20 protein-coding genes are annotated in these 17,780 nt (G+C 65.0%); 10 read left to right on the top strand and 10 right to left on the bottom strand.

Going from position 1 to position 17,780, the window contains the following annotated elements; genetic code table 11:
- The 4 genes from NCR38_RS14550 to NCR38_RS14535 all read left to right on the top strand — a co-directional run bounded on the left by NCR38_RS14550 (window position 1) and on the right by NCR38_RS14535 (window position 2,917).
- Window positions 1–969 carry a homoserine kinase gene (locus NCR38_RS14550; protein ID WP_061118317.1) on the top strand — a complete coding sequence of 323 codons (969 nt, stop codon included), beginning with the start codon at window positions 1–3 and terminating at the stop codon, window positions 967–969.
- Between the two features lie 9 nt (window positions 970–978).
- Window positions 979–1,800: a BPSS1780 family membrane protein gene (locus NCR38_RS14545; RefSeq protein WP_061118318.1), complete on the top strand. Its 822-nt coding sequence runs from the start codon at window positions 979–981 to the stop codon at window positions 1,798–1,800.
- A gap of 103 nt (window positions 1,801–1,903) precedes the next feature.
- Entirely contained in the window at window positions 1,904–2,365 is a 462-nt protein-coding gene (locus NCR38_RS14540) for a MarR family winged helix-turn-helix transcriptional regulator (RefSeq protein WP_061118319.1), read from the top strand.
- Window positions 2,366–2,497: 132 nt separating this feature from the next.
- Window positions 2,498–2,917, top strand: coding sequence for an organic hydroperoxide resistance protein (locus NCR38_RS14535; protein WP_061118320.1), 420 nt, complete (start codon window positions 2,498–2,500; stop codon window positions 2,915–2,917).
- Window positions 2,918–3,018: 101 nt separating this feature from the next.
- On the opposite strand, the gene NCR38_RS14530 is transcribed toward NCR38_RS14535, so the two are convergent.
- Both NCR38_RS14530 and NCR38_RS14525 read right to left on the bottom strand, forming a co-directional pair.
- Window positions 3,019–3,192 (bottom strand): DUF3563 family protein, encoded by a 174-nt coding sequence (locus tag NCR38_RS14530; RefSeq protein ID WP_086961054.1) that lies wholly within the window; start codon window positions 3,190–3,192, stop codon window positions 3,019–3,021.
- Between the two features lie 139 nt (window positions 3,193–3,331).
- On the bottom strand, window positions 3,332–4,492 hold the full coding sequence (locus NCR38_RS14525) for a PHB depolymerase family esterase (RefSeq protein WP_061118321.1): 1,161 nt from the start codon (window positions 4,490–4,492) through the stop codon (window positions 3,332–3,334).
- A 332-nt stretch (window positions 4,493–4,824) separates the two neighbouring features.
- On the opposite strand from NCR38_RS14525, the gene NCR38_RS14520 reads away from it, so the two are divergent.
- Window positions 4,825–5,511 (top strand): phosphatase PAP2 family protein, encoded by a 687-nt coding sequence (locus tag NCR38_RS14520; protein WP_061118322.1) that lies wholly within the window; start codon window positions 4,825–4,827, stop codon window positions 5,509–5,511.
- A gap of 30 nt (window positions 5,512–5,541) precedes the next feature.
- Here NCR38_RS14520 and NCR38_RS14515 read toward each other — a convergent pair whose 3' ends face one another.
- Together NCR38_RS14515 and NCR38_RS14510 are read right to left on the bottom strand one after the other, a co-directional pair.
- Complete coding sequence (locus NCR38_RS14515) at window positions 5,542–6,366, bottom strand: TOBE domain-containing protein (RefSeq protein ID WP_061118323.1); 825 nt, start codon at window positions 6,364–6,366, stop codon at window positions 5,542–5,544.
- Window positions 6,367–6,410: 44 nt separating this feature from the next.
- Entirely contained in the window at window positions 6,411–7,949 is a 1,539-nt protein-coding gene (locus NCR38_RS14510; protein WP_250477281.1) for a CHAD domain-containing protein, read from the bottom strand.
- A 173-nt stretch (window positions 7,950–8,122) separates the two neighbouring features.
- Here NCR38_RS14510 and NCR38_RS14505 point away from each other — a divergent pair, with 173 nt between their 5' ends.
- Both NCR38_RS14505 and NCR38_RS14500 read left to right on the top strand, forming a co-directional pair.
- Complete coding sequence (locus NCR38_RS14505; protein ID WP_061118325.1) at window positions 8,123–9,709, top strand: inorganic phosphate transporter; 1,587 nt, start codon at window positions 8,123–8,125, stop codon at window positions 9,707–9,709.
- 325 nt (window positions 9,710–10,034) lie between these two features.
- Window positions 10,035–10,193, top strand: a complete 159-nt coding sequence (locus NCR38_RS14500; RefSeq protein WP_040050372.1) for a DUF3309 family protein — start codon at window positions 10,035–10,037, stop codon at window positions 10,191–10,193.
- An 83-nt stretch (window positions 10,194–10,276) separates the two neighbouring features.
- Here NCR38_RS14500 and NCR38_RS14495 read toward each other — a convergent pair whose 3' ends face one another.
- Both NCR38_RS14495 and NCR38_RS14490 read right to left on the bottom strand, forming a co-directional pair.
- Window positions 10,277–10,585 (bottom strand): hypothetical protein, encoded by a 309-nt coding sequence (locus NCR38_RS14495; protein ID WP_061118326.1) that lies wholly within the window; start codon window positions 10,583–10,585, stop codon window positions 10,277–10,279.
- 17 nt (window positions 10,586–10,602) lie between these two features.
- Entirely contained in the window at window positions 10,603–10,827 is a 225-nt protein-coding gene (locus NCR38_RS14490; RefSeq protein ID WP_061118327.1) for a hypothetical protein, read from the bottom strand.
- A gap of 267 nt (window positions 10,828–11,094) precedes the next feature.
- Here NCR38_RS14490 and NCR38_RS14485 point away from each other — a divergent pair, with 267 nt between their 5' ends.
- From NCR38_RS14485 to NCR38_RS14475, 3 genes are all read left to right on the top strand, one after another.
- Window positions 11,095–11,367, top strand: coding sequence for a DUF2866 domain-containing protein (locus NCR38_RS14485; protein WP_086961056.1), 273 nt, complete (start codon window positions 11,095–11,097; stop codon window positions 11,365–11,367).
- A gap of 93 nt (window positions 11,368–11,460) precedes the next feature.
- The gene (locus tag NCR38_RS14480; RefSeq protein WP_061118328.1) at window positions 11,461–11,898 is read left to right on the top strand and encodes an MbcA/ParS/Xre antitoxin family protein; all 438 of its coding nucleotides are present in this window, start codon (window positions 11,461–11,463) and stop codon (window positions 11,896–11,898) included.
- Window positions 11,898–12,629: an RES family NAD+ phosphorylase gene (locus tag NCR38_RS14475; RefSeq protein ID WP_061118329.1), complete on the top strand. Its 732-nt coding sequence runs from the start codon at window positions 11,898–11,900 to the stop codon at window positions 12,627–12,629. Before NCR38_RS14480 ends, NCR38_RS14475 begins: the two co-directional genes overlap by 1 nt.
- A 22-nt stretch (window positions 12,630–12,651) precedes the next feature.
- On the opposite strand, the gene NCR38_RS14470 is transcribed toward NCR38_RS14475, so the two are convergent.
- From NCR38_RS14470 to NCR38_RS14455, 4 genes are all read right to left on the bottom strand, one after another.
- Entirely contained in the window at window positions 12,652–13,971 is a 1,320-nt protein-coding gene (locus NCR38_RS14470) for a DNA topoisomerase IB (protein ID WP_061118381.1), read from the bottom strand.
- An 83-nt stretch (window positions 13,972–14,054) separates the two neighbouring features.
- The gene (locus NCR38_RS14465; RefSeq protein ID WP_061118330.1) at window positions 14,055–14,792 is read right to left on the bottom strand and encodes a metallophosphoesterase; all 738 of its coding nucleotides are present in this window, start codon (window positions 14,790–14,792) and stop codon (window positions 14,055–14,057) included.
- 153 nt (window positions 14,793–14,945) lie between these two features.
- The gene (locus tag NCR38_RS14460) at window positions 14,946–16,175 is read right to left on the bottom strand and encodes a cytochrome c (protein WP_061118331.1); all 1,230 of its coding nucleotides are present in this window, start codon (window positions 16,173–16,175) and stop codon (window positions 14,946–14,948) included.
- Entirely contained in the window at window positions 16,172–17,767 is a 1,596-nt protein-coding gene (locus NCR38_RS14455) for a GMC family oxidoreductase (protein ID WP_061118332.1), read from the bottom strand. The genes NCR38_RS14460 and NCR38_RS14455 overlap by 4 nt, the downstream gene beginning before the upstream one ends.
- Window positions 17,768–17,780 lie beyond the last annotated feature (13 nt).

Genomic DNA, 17,780 nt, shown 5'->3' with positions numbered 1-17,780 from the left:
ATGGCCGTCTTCACTCCCGTCACCAACGCCGATCTCGGCGACTGGCTGCAAGACTACGATCTCGGCGATGTCGTCGAATTTCGTGGCATCCAGTCGGGCATCGAGAACAGCAACTTCTTTCTCACGACGACGCACGGCGACTACGTGCTCACCATCTTCGAGAATCTCACGGCGACGCAGTTGCCGTTCTATCTCGATCTGATGCAGCATCTGGCGTCGCATCGTGTGCCCGTGCCCGACCCGATGCCGCGCCGCGACGGCTCGCTCTTCGGCATGCTGCACGGCAAGCCGGCGAGCGTCGTGACGAAGCTCGAAGGCGCACCCGAGCTTCAGCCAGCGCCCGCGCACTGCATCGAAGTCGGGCAGATGCTCGCGCGGCTGCATCTCGCGGGACGCGATTTTTCGCAGCATCAGCCGAATTTGCGCAGCCTTTCGTGGTGGCAGGAGAAGGCGCCGTCGATCGTCGATTTCCTGAGCGGCGAGCAGCGCGACCTGTTTGAAAGCGAGCTTGCGCATCAGGCGGCGTTCTTCGGCTCGGCGGATTACGCGTCGCTGCCCGACGGCCCGTGTCATTGCGATCTGTTCCGCGACAACGTGCTGTTCGCTCCCGGACGCGAGCATGCGCGGCTGGGCGGTTTCTTCGATTTCTACTTCGCGGGCGTCGACAAGTGGCTCTTCGACGTCGCCGTGACCGTGAACGACTGGTGCATCGACCTCGCGACGGGCGTGCTCGATCCCGCGCGCGTCGACGCGTTGCTGCGCGCATATCAGACCGTTCGACCGTTCACGCCCGCCGAGGAGCGTCACTGGAACGACATGCTGCGCGCCGGCGCGATGCGCTTCTGGGTCTCGCGCCTTTTCGATTTCTATCGCCCGCGCGAGGCACAGTTGCTGAACGCGCACGATCCCGGCCACTTCGAACGCATTCTGCGCGAACGCGTCAAAGCCGCTTCTCAAGTCAACCGATAACCTAGCGACATGCGACTGATCGAAGTTCCCGCCAAGACCGGCTACGTGTGGTTCCGTCAGGGCATCTGGCTGTTCCGCCGCAACCCGTTTGCGTTTCTCACGGTGTTCTTCGCCTACCTGTTCGTGATGACGCTGATCTCGCGCGTGCCGCTCGTCGGCCCGCTCCTGCCATTGCTCTTCATCCCGGGCATCGCGGTCGGCTTCATGGCGGCGTGCCGCAACACGATCGCGGGCAAGCCCGTCTGGCCCACCATTCTCGTCGACGGATTCCGTTCGTACGGCAGCGTCGTCGCACGGCGGCTGCTGGCGCTGGGCGCGCTGTATATCGTCGCGATGGCGGTGATCTTCGCGTCATCGGCACTCGTGGACGGCGGCACGCTGCTCAGCATCATGATGGGCGATGGCCCGAGCGGCGATCCGGAAACGGTCGCCGCGAGCTTCAGCCCCCTCGCGGTGCTCGTCGCGATGGCGTGCTATATCCCGGTCGCGATGCTGTTCTGGTTCGCGCCGATCCTCGTCGCGTGGCACGACGTGCCGCCCGCGAAGGCGCTGTTCTTCAGCCTGGTGTCGTGCTGGCGCAACCGTGGCGCGTTCATTTACTACGGCGTGCTGTGGATCGCAATCGCGCTCGCGGTGTCGTTCGGCCTGACCGCGCTGATGCAGGCGCTCGGCGCGGGTCAGGAAATGGCGCTCGCGGTGCTGATGCCCGCGTCGATCATCGTCACGACTGCGCTGTATTGCTCGTTCTACGCGACCTATCGCGGCTGCTTCGGTGTGAAGTCTGCCGACTCGCCGGACATTCCAGACGCGCCCGGCACGCCCAACGCCTGAGCGATTGCGGCGGATCGAACGGGCACGGCGATTCTTCGCGCGTGAAGCATTGCACGTACACTAACCGCATCGGCCGCCCCGGCCTTCCCGCCGCGCCTTCGCCATGACTTCGCCCGACGCCTTGCCCGTGATTCCGCTCGAACTCGATGAGCAACTGTGCTTCGCGCTCTATTCGACATCGCTCGCGATGACGAAAGCGTACAAGCCGCTGCTGGAAAAGCTCGGACTGACATATCCGCAATATCTGGCGATGCTCGTGCTTTGGGAAGCCGACGATCTCACCGTGAAGGAAATCGCCGCGCGCCTCTCGCTCGATTCCGCGACGATGACGCCGCTGCTCAAACGCCTCGAAGCGCAAGGCTATGTCGAGCGCGTGCGTGGGGTGGAGGACGAGCGCCAGGTCTATATCCGCCTGACCGATGTCGGCCGGGCTCTGCGCCAGTCTGCCCAGGCGATTCCAACCGAAATCTACTGCGCGTCAGGCTCCGACATCGACGCGATGCTGCGCTTACGCGGCGATCTCGTGCGGCTGCGGGCCTCAATTAACGAATATCTGGGGCGCTAAATATGCAGCGATAGCGATTCGCTAAGCGGTCAATTGCGATATTTTAATTTTCACGCTAATAATTAGCGCGATATATTTACACCGTGGTGGACGCAATATCAATCTGACAACTGAAACCCACGGAGCGAAACGATGAGCATTCTGTACAAGGCAACGGCGACGAGCACCGGCGGACGCGATGGACGCGCGATTTCCTCGGACGAGCAATTGAACGTGAAACTGAGCGCGCCGAAAGAACTCGGCGGCTCGGGCGCGCCGGGAACGAACCCGGAGCAACTCTTCGCCGCAGGCTACTCAGCTTGCTTCCTTTCGGCGATGAAATTCGTCGCAGGCCAGCAAAAGCGCGCGGTTCCGGTCGAAACGACGGTGACGGCCGATGTCGGCGTCGGTCCGAACGATGCGGGCGGCTTCAAACTCGACATCGAACTGCGCATCGCGCTGCCGGGTCTCGATGCGACGGAGGCCCAGGCGTTGGTCAACGCCGCACACAAGGTCTGTCCGTACTCGAACGCAACGCGAAACAATGTGGACGTGCGCGTCAAAGTAATCTGATCCAGCGCGCGTACGAACGAAAATGCCGGCCCACAGGGCCGGCATTTTCACATCCGATTCGCACAACAACGCCGAACAATTCGGCGCCTGAAACTGATGACTTAGTTCGACATCCACGACGGGTGACGCGCGGTCGCCCGCTGGTCCAACTTCTTCATACGATATTCGAGATCGTAGATGTCTGTTGCTTCGGCGAGATAGGCGTCGTCGCGCGCACGATCGCGCTCGTCAGCGGTCTTGGTGAGAAACAGGAAAATGCGGCTGATCAGGAACATGGTGAACCTCGCTTGGATACTGGGGTAACTACCTATGAAGCCGATTATAGGGTAATCCCTGATCCAACACCAGCCCTATCTGCTAGAACACTGAAACTAAAGACTAATTTGCAACATTCGAAACGCCGGCCGGCGGCGTTCAGGCGACGAACGCATCGCGGGTAGCCTCGCTCGGACGTCGCTGGTGTTTGAAGAACTCCCACATGACCGCGGCGGAATCCGGTCCCTTCGACGAATGGAAAGCGACGGTATCGTCGCCACCGGCCCATGAGTGCCCGAGGCCCCGCACGATCGATGTCTTCACCACGCGTCGGCTGTTCTTGAAGTAGTCCGTCACGACGCCGTCCGGATGCGTTTCCTCGCGCGCTTCGCCCGCACGGCGATTGCCCGCGGCATCGATGAAACCGTTCAGCCGCAGAAACTGCTTCGCCAGTTGTGCGGCGTTCGCGGCCGTCACCACTGAATCCAGCTCACCGTGCACGATGATCGCCGGCATGCCGGGATATTCGCGCACGTCGACGGCGGCGTCGATCAGTGCGACGGGATCGCTTCGCGCGCCGCGACGCATCACATCCATTGCACCGATGGCCGAGCGCGCCTCGCCGAAAACCACGCCCGAATGCAGACCGACAGCAGCGAACACATGCGGATAACGCACGGCGAGCAACGCCGCGAGTCCTGCACCGGCAGACATCCCCGCGACATACACGCGCTCCGGATCCAGATCGTGCTGTTCGACGACCGCATTCACCAGCGACACGACCGACGCCGCCTCACCGCCGCCTCCGTTCCCAGAATCGTCATACCAGCGCCAACAGCGATGCGCGTGATCGTGCTTCGACTGCTCGGGGTACAGCACGGCGAAACCATATCTGTCGGCAAGCAGATTTATACGTGTGCCCTGCGCGAATTCGTCGGCATTCTGCTTGCAGCCATGCAGCATCACGACGAGCGGCATCGGTTCTGTCCCGGCTTTCGGCGGCATGTAGAGCGCGTAAGCCATGTGATTCACGAAACGGCCGGCCGTAGGCGGCGCCGAGTGATACGAGCGCGCCCATTTCCCGCGCGCCCAAGCCGACGCGCGCGGCCGCACTCGGGATTCGCGCGCAGCCGGGCGCGCGCTGGCGCGAGGCGCCCCAGCCGCTTTCGCGGCCGTGCCGGGCTTCAGTTTCGACTTTACGGTCTTGGCGCGTGCGGGCTTGGCCGCGGCGCGGGGCTTCGGTGTGCGAATTGCGTCCACCTGGCTGGTGACCAGACGTCTCAAGCCGCGCAGCCAGAGCTTGGTAAGGCTTTTTGACATTGGGCTGGGTCCTCCACAAACATGCAATCGGATGGCGCGGCGAAATCGCGCCCGTTGTGCGATGCACAATAACATCAAACCGGCTAGATGGCGCGCATCCTCGACTTACATGTCGGGATAAATTAACGTAATTTCAACAAAAAAGACGAACTTAAACGGAAGTTACCCGCTGTAACAAGCAGCTTTCTTTGCGGAATGTCGCATAATTCAGCATCTTCCCAAGCGTTATACTGAGGAGGATTTGCGGCGTCGTGTCAGAAGCGCTTTGAGCGGGGCCTGCCGTTTTCGTCGTGTCTGCCGCACTGCAGCAACCCTCATTCCCAAAAACATCTATGAACGTGGACTTTCCTTCTTCCGCCTGGATTTTCGTCACTGCGCTCGGCAGTGTCGGCGTCATGGGCCCGGTGGCGCTCATCGTCGCCGCGTGGCTCGCGCTCGGCTATCGCTGGAAATACGCAGGCGCCTGGCTCGCGTTGCTCGGCGCCGCGAGCGGCCTCGTCGCGTTGAGCAAGATCGCGTTCATCGGCTGGGGAATCGGTGTGCGTCATCTCGATTTCACCGGCATCAGCGGACACGCGCTGATGTCGACGGCGGTTCTGCCGGTCGCGATCTTCGTCGCGCTGCTGCCCGCGCGTGGCGCGATGCGCGCTATCGGCGTCGCGCTGGGGCTGGCGCTGGGCGTGTGGGTCGGCGTGTCGCGAGTCGTGCTCGACGCGCATTCCGTCTCCGAAGTGGTGGCGGGCTGCGCCCTCGGCGCGGTGGTCGCGCTCGCGTTCGTGTGGGCCGCGTGGCGCGCCGAGTCCGGCAAGCTCGCGCCGGCGCCCGTCGCCGCAAGTCTCGCGGCGGTCGTCGCGGCCTTGCATGGCGTGCCCGTGCCGACGCAGCACTGGATCACGGAAATCGCGCTCGGGCTGTCGGGCCACGAGCGTCCCTACGTGCGGGCGAGCTGGAAGGCGAAGATTTACCGCGCGCCGGATCGCCGCACCGAATTGCCGCCGGATCAACGCGCGGCCGCGTGACACGGCCGCCGGCGTCGCAGTGCGTGCTGCTTAATCGTTCACGCCGATGATCACGCTCGACGCCTTGATCACCGCCACGGCCGCCTGACCTTGCGCGAGCCGGAGCGTATCGGCGCTCTGATTCGTGATGATCGCGGTGATGGTGGTGCCGCCGTCGAGCGCCAGCGACACTTCCGCGTTCACCGCGCCCTTCGTCACGCTGGCGACCGTGCCGCGCAACTGATTGCGCGCCGACAGCTTCGCATTCGTGTCTTCCATCAGCATGACCCACGACGCCTTGATGAGCGCGAACGCGTCGCTGCCTTCCTTGAGCCCCAGCGCTTGCGTGCTTTCGTGCGTGACGACCGCGACGATCGTCTGGCCGCCTGCCAAGCCGAGCTCGATTTCATCGTTGACGGCACCACGCGTGATTTTCGTTACCTTGCCGGCCAGTTGGTTGCGCGCGCTCGTTTTCATCCCAAGTCTCCCGATCAGCTGCCAGTCATGGGCGAAGCCTTCGATCGCCGCGCCCGCCCGTTCCAAAAATTTTCGATGCTCGCGTTCGATGGCGCGGTACGTCTCGATGAGCCGCAGCGCGGCGGGCGTGAGCACCGTGCCCCCGCCGCCCCTGCCGCCGGTTGCGCTCGTCACGAGCGGCTCGCCGGCCAGGTTGTTCATGGTGTCGACGGCGTCCCACGCGGCCTTGTAACTCATGCCGACGGCCTTCGCCGCGGCGGTGATCGATCCCGAGTCCCGAATCGCGGCGAGCAGCCCGATGCGCGCCGCGCCGCCGAGCGTCTGAGTGCCGCTACGCAGCCATACGGAGCCGCCGAGTGCCAGCGGGTCGCGCACGTTCGGCCGTGCTGTTTTATTCATCTGTCGCCCTCTGTGGCCATGCGGGTCAATGAACGGGTGGCGGCTTATATCGACGCCTTCACACGCGGACGACGCATCGACCGAAGCAGCCGCTCGCCCTCCTGCGCGTCCTTCCTTGCCGACGCCGCGCCCCACGCCCGCGCGAACCCGCGCTGATAATCGCTGGCCTCCGGAATGGACGCGAGCCGGTCGGCTGCGACAGCCGCATCGTTCGCTTCGCCAAGTACCGTCTGCAGCTCGCCGAGCAGCTTCGCGGTGTGCGTGCGCGTGCGCCGCGACGTGACCGAGCGGAAAAATTCGAGCGCATAGCGCAGCCGCTTGGCATGAATGCGCACACGATGCCGCTCATGCGCTTCGAGCGACGCGAGATCGGGCACATGCGCGATGCGCCGGTAGTCCTTGCGGATGCGCTTTTCGGCATAGCTGACGAAGCGCGTCGGCGACGCGTCCTCTTGGGAGGCGAAGCGAGCGAGCCATTCGACGAACGCGAGCGTGAGACGCGCGTACCGCTTCGACGCGAGCGCATCGCGCACCTTGTCCCGCGCGACGCGGCGCTTCGCGTCGGCGGCGGCGATCAGCGCCTGCCAGCGCTCGGCGCTGTCGTCCGATTCCGCGTAGGCGGGCAGCGTCTTGTCGGTGAACACGTCCCAGTCGCGCGCATCGGCGAGCAGGTCGCCGAACCATGTGAGATCCGGCGCAACGCGCGTGTTCCAGGCATCGTCGACATAGCCGCGAAAAAGTTTCAGCAGTGTCTTCAGCCGCCGCTGGGCGACACGCAACTGATGCACGTGCTCGTCGCCTAGACCTGCGCGCGATGCGTCCGCGTTGCCGAACCACTGCCCGGCCACCGATGCCGCGTTGCCGAACCACTGCCCGGCCACCGATGCCGCGATGGCGACGAACGCTTGGCGGCGCGTCGCGGTGCGCGGAAGATCGAGCTTCGCCGCATGCACCGGCTGCGCTTGCGACGCGTGCTCGTCATCCGGCGCGATGCAAAAGGGCGCGGCGTCGAGCACCTCGCCCGCGACGCGGAAAACTGCATCGAGCGCACCGTTCACCGACGGCGCCGCGAGCCGCAATGCCGGCAGCGCCTGTACGGACGTTTCGAGCGTCGCGAGGATGTCCGCGCCGCTCGCATCGATGCGCCATTCGATGCGCTCCACTTCGACTTCGGGGGCCGGAACGTCAGGCGCCTCGCCGTCGGGCGTCGCGGCTGTTCCCGCGTCCACATGGCGATACGCCCTGGCGAGCGGTCCGTGCAACGCTTCATCGGCTTGCGCGAATTCGATCAGCGACGCTGTCAGATCCTCGCCCGCAGGCCGCGCGAAAGTCCGGTAACGCACGAAGCCGGGCATCGGCGCGCCTTCGGTCTGCACGGCGCACAGCGTGCGCGCGCCCTCCAGCGTCTCCACCGACAGCCGCCAGCCCGGCGCTTTCAGCGCGATCTCGCGCGCGGTGAGGCGCGTCGAGCGGGGCGTCGCGCCCGCGAACGCGGCGACACGCTGCAACGCCTCTGCGAGCACGCCGATGGACCCGTCGTCCGATCGAATCGCTTGCAGCGTTACCTCGACCCACATCGTCATGAAGTCTCCCGGAGCGGCTTCGCGCCGCCCGTCAATTCATACGAAAGGCTCATGTTTCCCGATTCATGAAATCGACACACGCTGCGGGAAACATGGCCTTTTGAGCGTCTGAAACGCTTCTCATCTGCTCTCCACCTTCCGATACCCCCGTGCAAGTCACCCAAGGACGCGACATGAACCAGATCGCCTTTCCCCAAGCACGAGAAGGACGCACGCTCGGGCAGCGGCTCGCGCTGCTGCTTTTTCTGATCGCCATCGGCGCGGGCGCCGTGTACTGCGTCCTGCATCTGCTCGAAGATCTCGCGCCGGTGCGGGAATCGTCGGTGTTTCCGTACATCCTGCTCGGCATCGCGCTGCTGATCGCGCTCGGCTTCGAATTCGTCAACGGCTTTCACGACACCGCGAATGCGGTTGCCACCGTAATTTACACGCACTCTTTGACGCCAAACTTAGCGGTTGTCTGGTCGGGCGCATGGAATTTCATCGGCGTGCTGATTTCGAGCGGCGCCGTCGCGTTCGGCATCCTGCAACTGCTGCCGGTCGAGCTGATCATCGGCGTGGGCAGCTCGCAGGGCTTCGCGATGGTCTTCGCGCTCCTGATCGCGGCGATCATCTGGAACCTCGGCACGTGGGCGCTCGGCCTTCCTTCGTCGAGCTCGCATACGTTGATCGGTTCGGTGATCGGCGTCGGCCTCATGAACCAGATGCTGCACGGCACGAACGGCACGTCGGGCGTCGACTGGACCCAGGCGATGTCGGTCGGCAAGTCGCTGCTGTTTTCGCCGATCGTCGGCTTCATTCTCGCGGGCTTCCTGCTCTACGTGCTGAAGCTCGTCGTCCGCGTGCCGGCGCTCTACAAGGAGCCGGAGAAGAACACCCCGCCGCCGTTCTGGATCCGCTGTCTGCTGATTCTCACCTGCACGGGCGTGTCGTTCGCGCACGGTTCCAACGACGGCCAGAAGGGCATGGGCCTCATCATGCTGATCCTGATCGGCACCGTGCCGACCGCCTACGCGCTCAACAAGGCCATGACGGCGGGCGAAACGCAGACCTTCGTCGCGGTGAGCCACAGCGCGTCCGATGTGCTGCAGCGCTACAGCAACGGTGTTTCGCCCGCGGCCGACGCACGCGGCCAGGTGGAGAAGTACGTGCAGACGAAGACACTCGCGCCGGACACGGTCGCGTCGCTGAAGGCGGTGGTCGGTTCGATCGAAACGCAGGTCCGGCCGAGCCAGACGATCGCCGACGTTCCGCAGGGCAACGTCCGCAATGTGCGCAATGAGATGTACATCGCGTCCGAAGCGCTGCGCATCATGGAAAAGCAGAAGGCGCCCGCATTCTCCAGGGACGATGACGCCGTGCTCGGCAACTACAAGAAGCAGCTCGACCACGCGACCAAGTTCATTCCGACGTGGGTGAAGGTCGCTGTCGCGGTCGCGCTCGGTCTGGGCACGATGGTCGGCTGGAAGCGCATCGTCGTGACGGTCGGCGAGCGCATCGGCAAGACACATCTGACGTACGGGCAAGGCGCGTCGGCGGAACTCGTCGCAATGCTGACCATCGGCGCCGCCGATGTCTACGGCCTGCCGGTCAGCACGACGCACGTGCTGTCATCGGGGGTTGCGGGCACGATGGCCGCGAACGGTTCCGGTTTGCAATGGCGGACCGTGCGCAGCCTCGCGCTCGCGTGGATTCTGACGTTGCCGGTGTCGATCGCGCTCGCTGGCCTGCTGTTCTGGGCGTTCCGCGGCATCTTTTGATCTTTCCGGCGATGACCTCGCGCCCGAACGCCCGTCGAAGGGCTTTCCAGCGCTGTGCAAGTTTTGCCGATCCCGCTTCGTTTCGCGTCTCCTTTTCGACAATCGTCTGCTCACGCTGACGATCCTTCGACACGCCGGCCGCCTTGTATCACGGTCTTTCGAGCCCACTGGCACGGCCATTGCTCTAGTGCTGTCGTCGATCGCAAAACTGATCGTGCCGGTGGCCGCGAGCCGCCGCTCCCCTGGCGCATGACTGTCGATGACGGTTGGGAGGCTGCGCCGGATGCCGATCCGTCCCGCGGTCATTTGAATAAGGAGAAGTCGAATGACGATCGGAACCATACTGCTGATCATCCTGATCCTGCTTTTGATCGGCGCCATTCCTTCCTGGCCGCACAGCCGCAGTTGGGGCTACGGGCCGAGCGGGATTCTGGGCGTCGTGCTGATCGTGGTGATCGTTCTGTTGTTGATGGGCCGGATATAACGCAGCGCGGCGTGTTCAGCCGCGCAAAAAAAGGGGCGCTCCGTCAGGGCGCCCCTTTTTATCATCCGTGCCTGTTCACGCGTTCAGACCCGCATCACCTGGCCGTTCGGCTCGATCTTGCGCGGAATGACCGGCTCGGCCGGCTTTCGCGACGCTGTCTTCGGACGCGGCGCCACGGACGGCTGCTCGATGGCGGCCTTGTCCGCGACCTGCTTCACTGAGGTCGCGCTCTTGTGCTTTTTCCTCGCCGCGGTCTGCGCGGCCGCGTGCGTCTTGCTCTTGCCTTTGACGGACTGTGCTTCGGGAGGATTCCAGACTTCCGTGTAGCGCTCAGCCGCGAAAAGCGACGACGAGCCGACCAGAAGAACGACGATCAGGAATACGCGCTTCAAGTGATTCGCTCCAACGGTTAGTGGCCCGCTCTGCGCGAGAGAATGGCGTCGAGCGACTGCTCGGATGTTTCCAGTTCGTGCAACGCGGCGTCGAGACGCTCGAGCGAGCGAGCGACGGACTGCCCGTCCTGGATGAAATCGGACTCGCCTCGTGTGGCGTCGAACGCCGCGTTGACCGCGCGCGTCGCGCGCATGAAACGTTCGAGCGCAGCCGCTTCGAGCGGATCGTTGCGTGGAATCATCGGCAAGCTCCCTGTTGCAGACAAGCTGTACGAATATACAGTAAGCCGCCGCCCCGGCAAACAGGCGATATGCGACGTGGTGAAAATGCCGAAGCCCCTCTTGACCTGCGCCCGCAGGACGTCGGGCGACATTTCGCCGCGCCTCGATGCGGCGCCGCTCGCGATTAAGTCGCCCTTAATTCTTGCCCGACACACTCGTCTCGCGATCCGGCTCAATTGCCGCCGCCCCGTATCGGACGGCCGGATCATCACCGTGAGGAATGTGCCATGTCAGCCAACACCGCCGCGCGCCGAAGCTTTGCCAATCTCGCACCGACGATGCGAAAACAGTACGCGCTCACGCTGCGCGAATGCCGCCTGTCCCTGCCGGTCGAACCGCCGTGGGGACCGGCTTATCGCATGGTCGAATGGGTGCTGAAGAACGATCAGCGCGTGCAGCGCCGTGTGCTCCCCGCCGATTGCACGCCCTCGCAGATCGCCGACGCGCTCAAATCCCACGTGCCCGGCCGCCGCTACGGTCCGACCGATGACGACGCCTGATCCGGCGCCGCGCGTAAAAACATTCATGGCATGCTTGTATTAATCCAAATGTGGACTAACATCTACAACAAGTTCCTTTGGAGACTTAACGACATGTCCAACGCCGCACGCGCCGAACACTCGCCGGCTCGCGCCCCGGCGCCGCGTCCGGCGCTCGATTCGAGCGATCTTTCCGCCGCCGGCTTACGCGCGTTCTTCAACATCGCCCGTGACTGGGAGCTATCGGCCGAAGAGCAGATCACGCTGCTCGGCTCCCCGGGGCGTTCCACCTTCTTCAAATGGAAGGCCGCGCCGCAATCCGCGCGGCTCGGGCGCGACACCCTGGAGCGCCTCTCGCTGATTCTCGGCATCTACAAGGCGCTCCAGATCCTTTTGCCGGACCCGAAAGCCGCCGATACCTGGATCCGCCGTCCCAACGCCGCGCCGCCCTTCGGTGGACATCCAGCGATCGACCGCCTCCTGGCGGGCAATATCAGCGATCTCGTCGCCGTGCGCCAATACCTCGACGCGATGCGAGGCGGCTGGGCGTGATGGGAATTGCATTTCGCAAGGACACATCGAACTGGCGCGAACAGTGGCCGCACAGCCTCATCGGCTGGTCGCCCGCGTATCGCGTGATTCCCACGCGTTTTCCCGCCGTCAACCTGTTCGACCGCGTCGCCTCGCCGCAGGATTTCGAAGCGCTCTATGCGCTCGAGGCGATGACCAACGACCGCCTGCGCACCGAAATCGGCGAACTCGATCTCGTGCCGCCGGACGAACGCTGCTTCGGGCCGGGCTGCGGGCCGATCATGGCCGCGTTCACGCATTTGAATCCGAACGGCAGCCGCTTCTCCGACGGCAGCTACGGCGTGTTCTATTGCGGACGCGAACGGCAGACCGCGATCGCTGAAACGCGCTATCACGCCGGGCTCTTTCTCGCGGCGACGAACGAGGCTCCGCTACGCCAGCAGATGCGGCTCTATACGGTGATGGCGCACGGCGAAGTCGTCGATCTGCGCGGCGACGCGATCGAGCGGGCCGGCCTCGATGCGCGCATTCTCGCACCGGACGACTACGGCCCGGGCAAGGCGCTCGGACGCGCAGTGCGCACGGCGAGCGCGCCGGGAATCGTGTATCCATCGGTGCGCGATCCGCAAGGCGAATGTCTCGCCGCCTTTCGCACGACGATGCTGCGTGATTGCCGGCACGCGGCGTATCTGGAATACAACTGGAACGGCGAGGCGATCGATTATGTCTTCGAGCTGAACCAGGTCGGCTGAGCGGGCAAACGTTTCACACGCTTCAGCGGATCGCTATCGCCGTCTCGGTCCGCGTGCGCGCGAGCTTCTTCGACGCCGGGCGCGCAGCCTTCCCCGCCGGCTTCTTCGCGACATGCTCCAGCGCCTGCGATGCCGCGTTCTTGCCGCTCGCCTTGAGCCCGCCGGCGCGCGCCTTGCGGCTCGATTCCGAGAGCAGCCGGGTCAGGCGCGTGTCGTTCATCGCCTCGCCCTTGCGGTTCTTGCGGGCCGCCTCGCGCGTGCGGCGTTTCGCTTCCTTCTCGAGGAAGATGGCGAGCGCGGCCTCGTCGGTCCTGAGTCCGCGGCGGCGCGACGCGGGCATCGTCTCGGCAAGCTCGCCGGCCTCGAATGCGTCGATCACGGCAGGATGCACATAACATTTGCGGCATACGGCAGGCGTATTGCGCAGCAGTTGCGCGACTTCCTTGATCGTGCCGACGACATGCCTGCGCGCCTCCGTCACGGTCTCCCATTTCAGCCGCCTGAGCGCCGCGAGCGCGAACACGCTGCCGGCCCACGTGCGATAGTCCTTCGCGGTGAAGTCCGCACCCGTGATCTCGCGCAGATAATCGTTGATGTCGGATGAAGAGACCGAGTGGCGCGTGCCGTCCGCATCGAGATACTGGAACAGATCCTGTCCCGGCAAGTCCATGCACCGCTTGACGATGCGCGCAACCCGCGCGTCGCTCACCGCGACATCGTGCTCGATGCCGCTTTTGCCGCGGAACCTGAACCTCAACGTTCCCGCCGACACTTTGAGGTGGCGCTTGCGCAACGTCGTCAGCCCGTATGAGCGGTTCTCGCGCGCGTATTCCTCGCTGCCCACGCGAATGAGCGTCGTGTCGAGCAAACGCACGACGGTCGCGAGCACCTTGTCGCGCGGCATGCCGTCGAGCGACAGATCGCGCGTAACGCGCGCACGCAGCTTCGGCAGCACGACGGAAAACGCGAGCATGCGCTCGTACTTGTTGGCGTCGCGGGTTTCGCGCCACTGCGGGTGATAGCGATATTGCTTGCGCCCGCGCGCATCGCGCCCCGTCGCCTGGAGATGTCCGCGCGAGTCGGGGCAGATCCAGACATCGGTATAAGCGGGCGGAATGGCGAGCGCATTGATGCGGCGAATCTCGGCTTCGTCATCGATTCGCTTGCCTTGCGTGTTGAAGTACGCGAACGCCCCGTCGATCCACTCGCGCGTGTAGCCGCGCCGCGAATCGTCCATGTAGCGCAGGCCCGGCGGCAAATCCTCGGGGCAGCCCTGCAAGGCGCCCGTCCGTGCGTCGCCGGATCCGCCGCCTGTCTCGTCGCTCGTTCTCGTTCTCGCCACCGCGCGCCTCGCCTGATTGACGTTCGATTCATGGCGAAGCACCGAGCAACGCGCGTGCCGCCTGCGCGAAGCCGTGGCGGACGTCAGGGCAGCGCAAGCTCCCGCGCGCCCTCGGAGGCGGCCCAGCGCTCCTTCACGGACCAGCGCTCTTCGGTGCCGGCCTGAACGATCGTGAGACGGCCTTCCGGCGCGAACGCGCACGTATCGATGTAAATCTGCGAGCCGATCTGCTTCACGGCGCGCGTCGGCGTATGGCCGCAGTAGGTCGGCGACAGCCCGAGCTGTTGCTGCGGGTCCGCCTGACCGAGCGCGAGGGCGCGGCCCCACAGAATCTGCGTGCGCACGTCTTCATGGAAATCGCCGGCGTCGAGTTCGGCGTCGTTGCCGAAAAACTCCGCATGCAGCACGTTGAAGCGCCGTTCACCTTCGCCGACGATGCGCACGAGCGGCAACTTCGCGAGCCGCGCCGCGAGCACGGCGAGTTGATCGTCGGGAATCGCGTCTGCCCACGCGCCGCCGATCGCGTACCACGACTGACGGCGCATCGTGCCGGTCGCGACCGAGATCAGCGAATCCTCGTGATTGCCGAGCACGGGATAGAACCACGGCTTGTCGATGAGATCGATGGCCGCGCGCGAGTCGGTGCCGCGATCGACCAGATCGCCGACGGAGAACAGCCTGTCCCGCGCACCATCGAAGCCGATTTCGTGCAGAAGATAGCGCAGCGCATCCATGCAGCCATGCAGATCGCCGACCACGAAATCGCGGCCGATATCATTGGCGGGATGCCTGCAAACGATAGGATAGGTAGGACCATTCATGCGCCGATGATAGCGCTGCTCAATGACAAGGTGTGAGGCCTGGCTCGCTTTTGCAAGCAATCTGCAAGCCGCATCGACACTCGTTACACGGGCGTTACCGGCGCGCTGGATACGCGCGTAAAAGCTGCTGCGCGCCGTCGATTCAACCCGTATTTATTGCGCTATCGCGCGCAGCCGCGCGACCGTTTTTGCATCGGTCGTTGCGCGTGGATCACCGAACTGGCGCGTGATGAAGTTGGCCAGCGCCGCGATCTCTTCGTCCGTCAGTTGCGCGCCGAACGCCGGCATCTGGGCATGGGCGTCGCGCGTCTGACGATTCACGCCGTGCAGGATCACGAGGACGAGATTGTTCGTCGTCGCGATGCCAAGTGCGCCGGTCACGCTGTCGTGCACGAGTGAGGGAAACGACTTGCCACCCTCGCCCGTCACGCCGTGACAACTCGCGCAGGCGGCCGCGTAGAGCCGTGCGCCGTCGCTGTCGAGCGCCGTGATGTCCGTGCGTGCCGGCCGACCGAAGCTCGTGCGCACGCGCGCCGCCTTCACCGCGACCGGCGGCACGGCGCGCAGATACGTGATCATCGCGCGCAGATCGGCGGTCGTCATAAATTGCGTGCTCGTGGCGACGACCTCCGCCATCGGTCCGAGCGCGTAGGCACGGCCGGGCGCCGCGCCCGTCGACAGAAAGCGCAGCAGTTCGTCGTCGCGCCATGCGCCGATGCCCGCCACGCGTTCGGGCGTGAGGTTGCCTGCCTGCCAGCCCGCGATCGTCGCGCCGCCGAGCCGCTCACTCCGGTCCAGTCCGCCGAGCCAGTTGCGCGGTGTGTGGCACTCGCCGCAATGCCCGAGCCCCTCGACGAGATACGCCCCGCGATTCCACTCCGCGCTCTTCGACGGATCGGCAACGAAGCGTCCCGGCGAAAAATTGAACAGATTCCACAGCGTCATCAGCCAGCGCTGGTCGAAGGGAAACGAGAGCGCGTTGCGCGGCCTCGCGGTGCGCACGGGCGGCACGGTTGCGAGCCAGGCGCGCATCGAGAGGAGATCGGCGTCCGAAAGCAGCGTGTACGCGGTGTACGGAAACGCGGGATAGAGCCGCTCGCCGTTGCGTCCGATGCCCTCACGCATCGCCCGGATGAACTGCGCGTCGGTCCATGCGCCGATGCCCGTTTCCCGGTCGCTCGTGATGTTCGGCGCATACACGTTGCCGAACGGCGTCGCGATCGGCCTGCCGCCCGCGAACGGCCGCGCGGGATCGGCGGTATGGCAGCTCATGCAGCCGCCCGCGCGCACGAGATACTCGCCTTGAGCGGCTTTGGTTTGCGCGTTGGCAGGGCTGAGCAGACAAGCCAGGAGGACGAACACGCCCGTGAATCGCGCGTTCATCGCAACGACGTTTCGATCGTGCCGGCGAGCCGCAGCGCGAGCGCCGCGATCGTCAACGTGCAATTGACCGAACCGCCCGCGGGCATCACCGCGCTGCCGGCGATGAAAAGATTCGCATGATCGTGCGCGCGGCATTCGGCATCGACGACGGCATCGCCCGGATCGCGGCCCATGATCGCCGTGCCCATGATGTGGCTGCTCGCGCCGAGCGAATCGTCGTATTCGATCTCGGTGCCGTCGAACATGCCGGCAATGCGACCGAACAGCGCGCGCGTATCGGCGGCGCTCTTGCGCACGTAGTCGTCGATCGCATAGGCGATTTCCGGACGCGGCAAGCCGAGCGCATCCTTTTGCGCCGACAGCGTCACGCGATTCGCGCCCGATGGCAATTGCTCGTGGAAGCTACCGAACGTGAGCCTGCGCGCGCACTGCTCGCGGATCTGCCGGTCGAGTTCGCCGCCCGTCAGCCCTTTGCCGAGCAGGTTCCAGGTGACGGCGAGCGTGGGCGCCGCGTTCGACAGATGCAGCTTCTTCGCCGCCTGCTGCGCGCGAAACGGCCCGTCGCGAAAGTCGACGATCGAGCTCATTTCCACCGGCCCGCGCCCCGGCCACAGCGCCTCGTTCGCGAGAAAGCTCACGCTCGCGCCGGGATGATCCATCAGGTTACGTCCGACCTGATCCGAGCCATTGGCGATGCCCTTGGGATAGCGCGCCGACGTCGACATCAGAAGAAGCCTGGGCGTTTCGATGCCGTTCGCCGCGATCACGAAGCGCTTGCCCGTCACGCGCGTGCTCTGGCCGTTCGGGTCCTTGTAATGGATCGCGACGATGTCGCCGCGATCGTTGGCCTCGACGCGATACGCGACTGCCTGCGCGATCAGCGCCGCGCCCGCGCGCTCGGCTTTGTCGGCATGCGTGGCGGCGTGGTAAAGCGCGCCGATCGGGCAAATCGGCATGCAATTGTTGTTGCCGCAGCACGCGGGGCGCGCGTCGTATGGGCGGCTATTGCGCGCCATCGGCTCGGGCACGACGCGCAACGACTGCGCGCCGAGCACGTCCGCCACACGCCGGTCCATCCATGAGAGCGGCAGCGCGGTCATCGGATAAGGCGTCGAGCGCGGCGAGCCGAGATCGAGATCCGGGCCCGCAACGCCCAGCTCGACTTCGGCCTGACCGTACCAGGGCTCGAGCGTCTCGTAGGGAAACGGCCAGTCGCGCCCGACGCCGTACAGCGACTTCACGCGAAAATCGGCGGGCAACAGACGCCAGGCGGCGCCCGCCCAGTGCCACGTGGTGCCGCCGACGAGCCGCAGATATTGCGGTCGATACGGGGTCGTGCCGCGATCGATGAGATATGCGCCCGGATTCATCGGCTCGGGGCGAGGCGCGTGACGCAGAAGCGGATATGGCGCGCACAGGTCGCGCTTGTCGGCGACGCGGCGAAAGTTGTCGACGATCTGCCAGCGCGCGAGACGCGGCCCCGCTTCGAGCAGGATCACCGACGCGCCCGCCTTCGCCAGCCGATACGCGACGAGACTGCCCGCCACGCCCGATCCGACGACGACCACATCCGCCGAAGTGGAACCCGCCATGCGCGCGCCTTTG

The organism is Caballeronia sp. INML1, assembly GCF_023631085.1.
GTDB classification, from domain to species: domain Bacteria; phylum Pseudomonadota; class Gammaproteobacteria; order Burkholderiales; family Burkholderiaceae; genus Caballeronia; species Caballeronia turbans.
The sequence above is the reverse complement of the archived record's forward strand: the minus strand, read 5'-3'. Positions and strand labels throughout refer to the sequence as shown.

Excerpts from the sequence above, each read along its gene's own strand:
- NCR38_RS14550 (WP_061118317.1), top strand. The coding sequence starts at position 1 with ATGGCCGTCTTCACTCCCGTCACCAACGCCGATCTCGGCGACTGGCTG.
- NCR38_RS14545 (WP_061118318.1), top strand. The coding sequence starts at position 979 with ATGCGACTGATCGAAGTTCCCGCCAAGACCGGCTACGTGTGGTTCCGT.
- NCR38_RS14540 (WP_061118319.1), top strand. The coding sequence starts at position 1,904 with ATGACTTCGCCCGACGCCTTGCCCGTGATTCCGCTCGAACTCGATGAG.
- NCR38_RS14535 (WP_061118320.1), top strand. The coding sequence starts at position 2,498 with ATGAGCATTCTGTACAAGGCAACGGCGACGAGCACCGGCGGACGCGAT.
- NCR38_RS14530 (WP_086961054.1), bottom strand. The coding sequence starts at position 3,192 with ATGTTCCTGATCAGCCGCATTTTCCTGTTTCTCACCAAGACCGCTGAC.
- NCR38_RS14525 (WP_061118321.1), bottom strand. The coding sequence starts at position 4,492 with ATGTCAAAAAGCCTTACCAAGCTCTGGCTGCGCGGCTTGAGACGTCTG.
- NCR38_RS14520 (WP_061118322.1), top strand. The coding sequence starts at position 4,825 with ATGAACGTGGACTTTCCTTCTTCCGCCTGGATTTTCGTCACTGCGCTC.
- NCR38_RS14515 (WP_061118323.1), bottom strand. The coding sequence starts at position 6,366 with ATGAATAAAACAGCACGGCCGAACGTGCGCGACCCGCTGGCACTCGGC.
- NCR38_RS14510 (WP_250477281.1), bottom strand. The coding sequence starts at position 7,949 with ATGACGATGTGGGTCGAGGTAACGCTGCAAGCGATTCGATCGGACGAC.
- NCR38_RS14505 (WP_061118325.1), top strand. The coding sequence starts at position 8,123 with ATGAACCAGATCGCCTTTCCCCAAGCACGAGAAGGACGCACGCTCGGG.
- NCR38_RS14500 (WP_040050372.1), top strand. The coding sequence starts at position 10,035 with ATGACGATCGGAACCATACTGCTGATCATCCTGATCCTGCTTTTGATC.
- NCR38_RS14490 (WP_061118327.1), bottom strand. The coding sequence starts at position 10,827 with ATGATTCCACGCAACGATCCGCTCGAAGCGGCTGCGCTCGAACGTTTC.
- NCR38_RS14485 (WP_086961056.1), top strand. The coding sequence starts at position 11,095 with ATGTCAGCCAACACCGCCGCGCGCCGAAGCTTTGCCAATCTCGCACCG.
- NCR38_RS14480 (WP_061118328.1), top strand. The coding sequence starts at position 11,461 with ATGTCCAACGCCGCACGCGCCGAACACTCGCCGGCTCGCGCCCCGGCG.
- NCR38_RS14475 (WP_061118329.1), top strand. The coding sequence starts at position 11,898 with ATGGGAATTGCATTTCGCAAGGACACATCGAACTGGCGCGAACAGTGG.
- NCR38_RS14465 (WP_061118330.1), bottom strand. The coding sequence starts at position 14,792 with ATGAATGGTCCTACCTATCCTATCGTTTGCAGGCATCCCGCCAATGAT.
- NCR38_RS14460 (WP_061118331.1), bottom strand. The coding sequence starts at position 16,175 with ATGAACGCGCGATTCACGGGCGTGTTCGTCCTCCTGGCTTGTCTGCTC.
- NCR38_RS14455 (WP_061118332.1), bottom strand. The coding sequence starts at position 17,767 with ATGGCGGGTTCCACTTCGGCGGATGTGGTCGTCGTCGGATCGGGCGTG.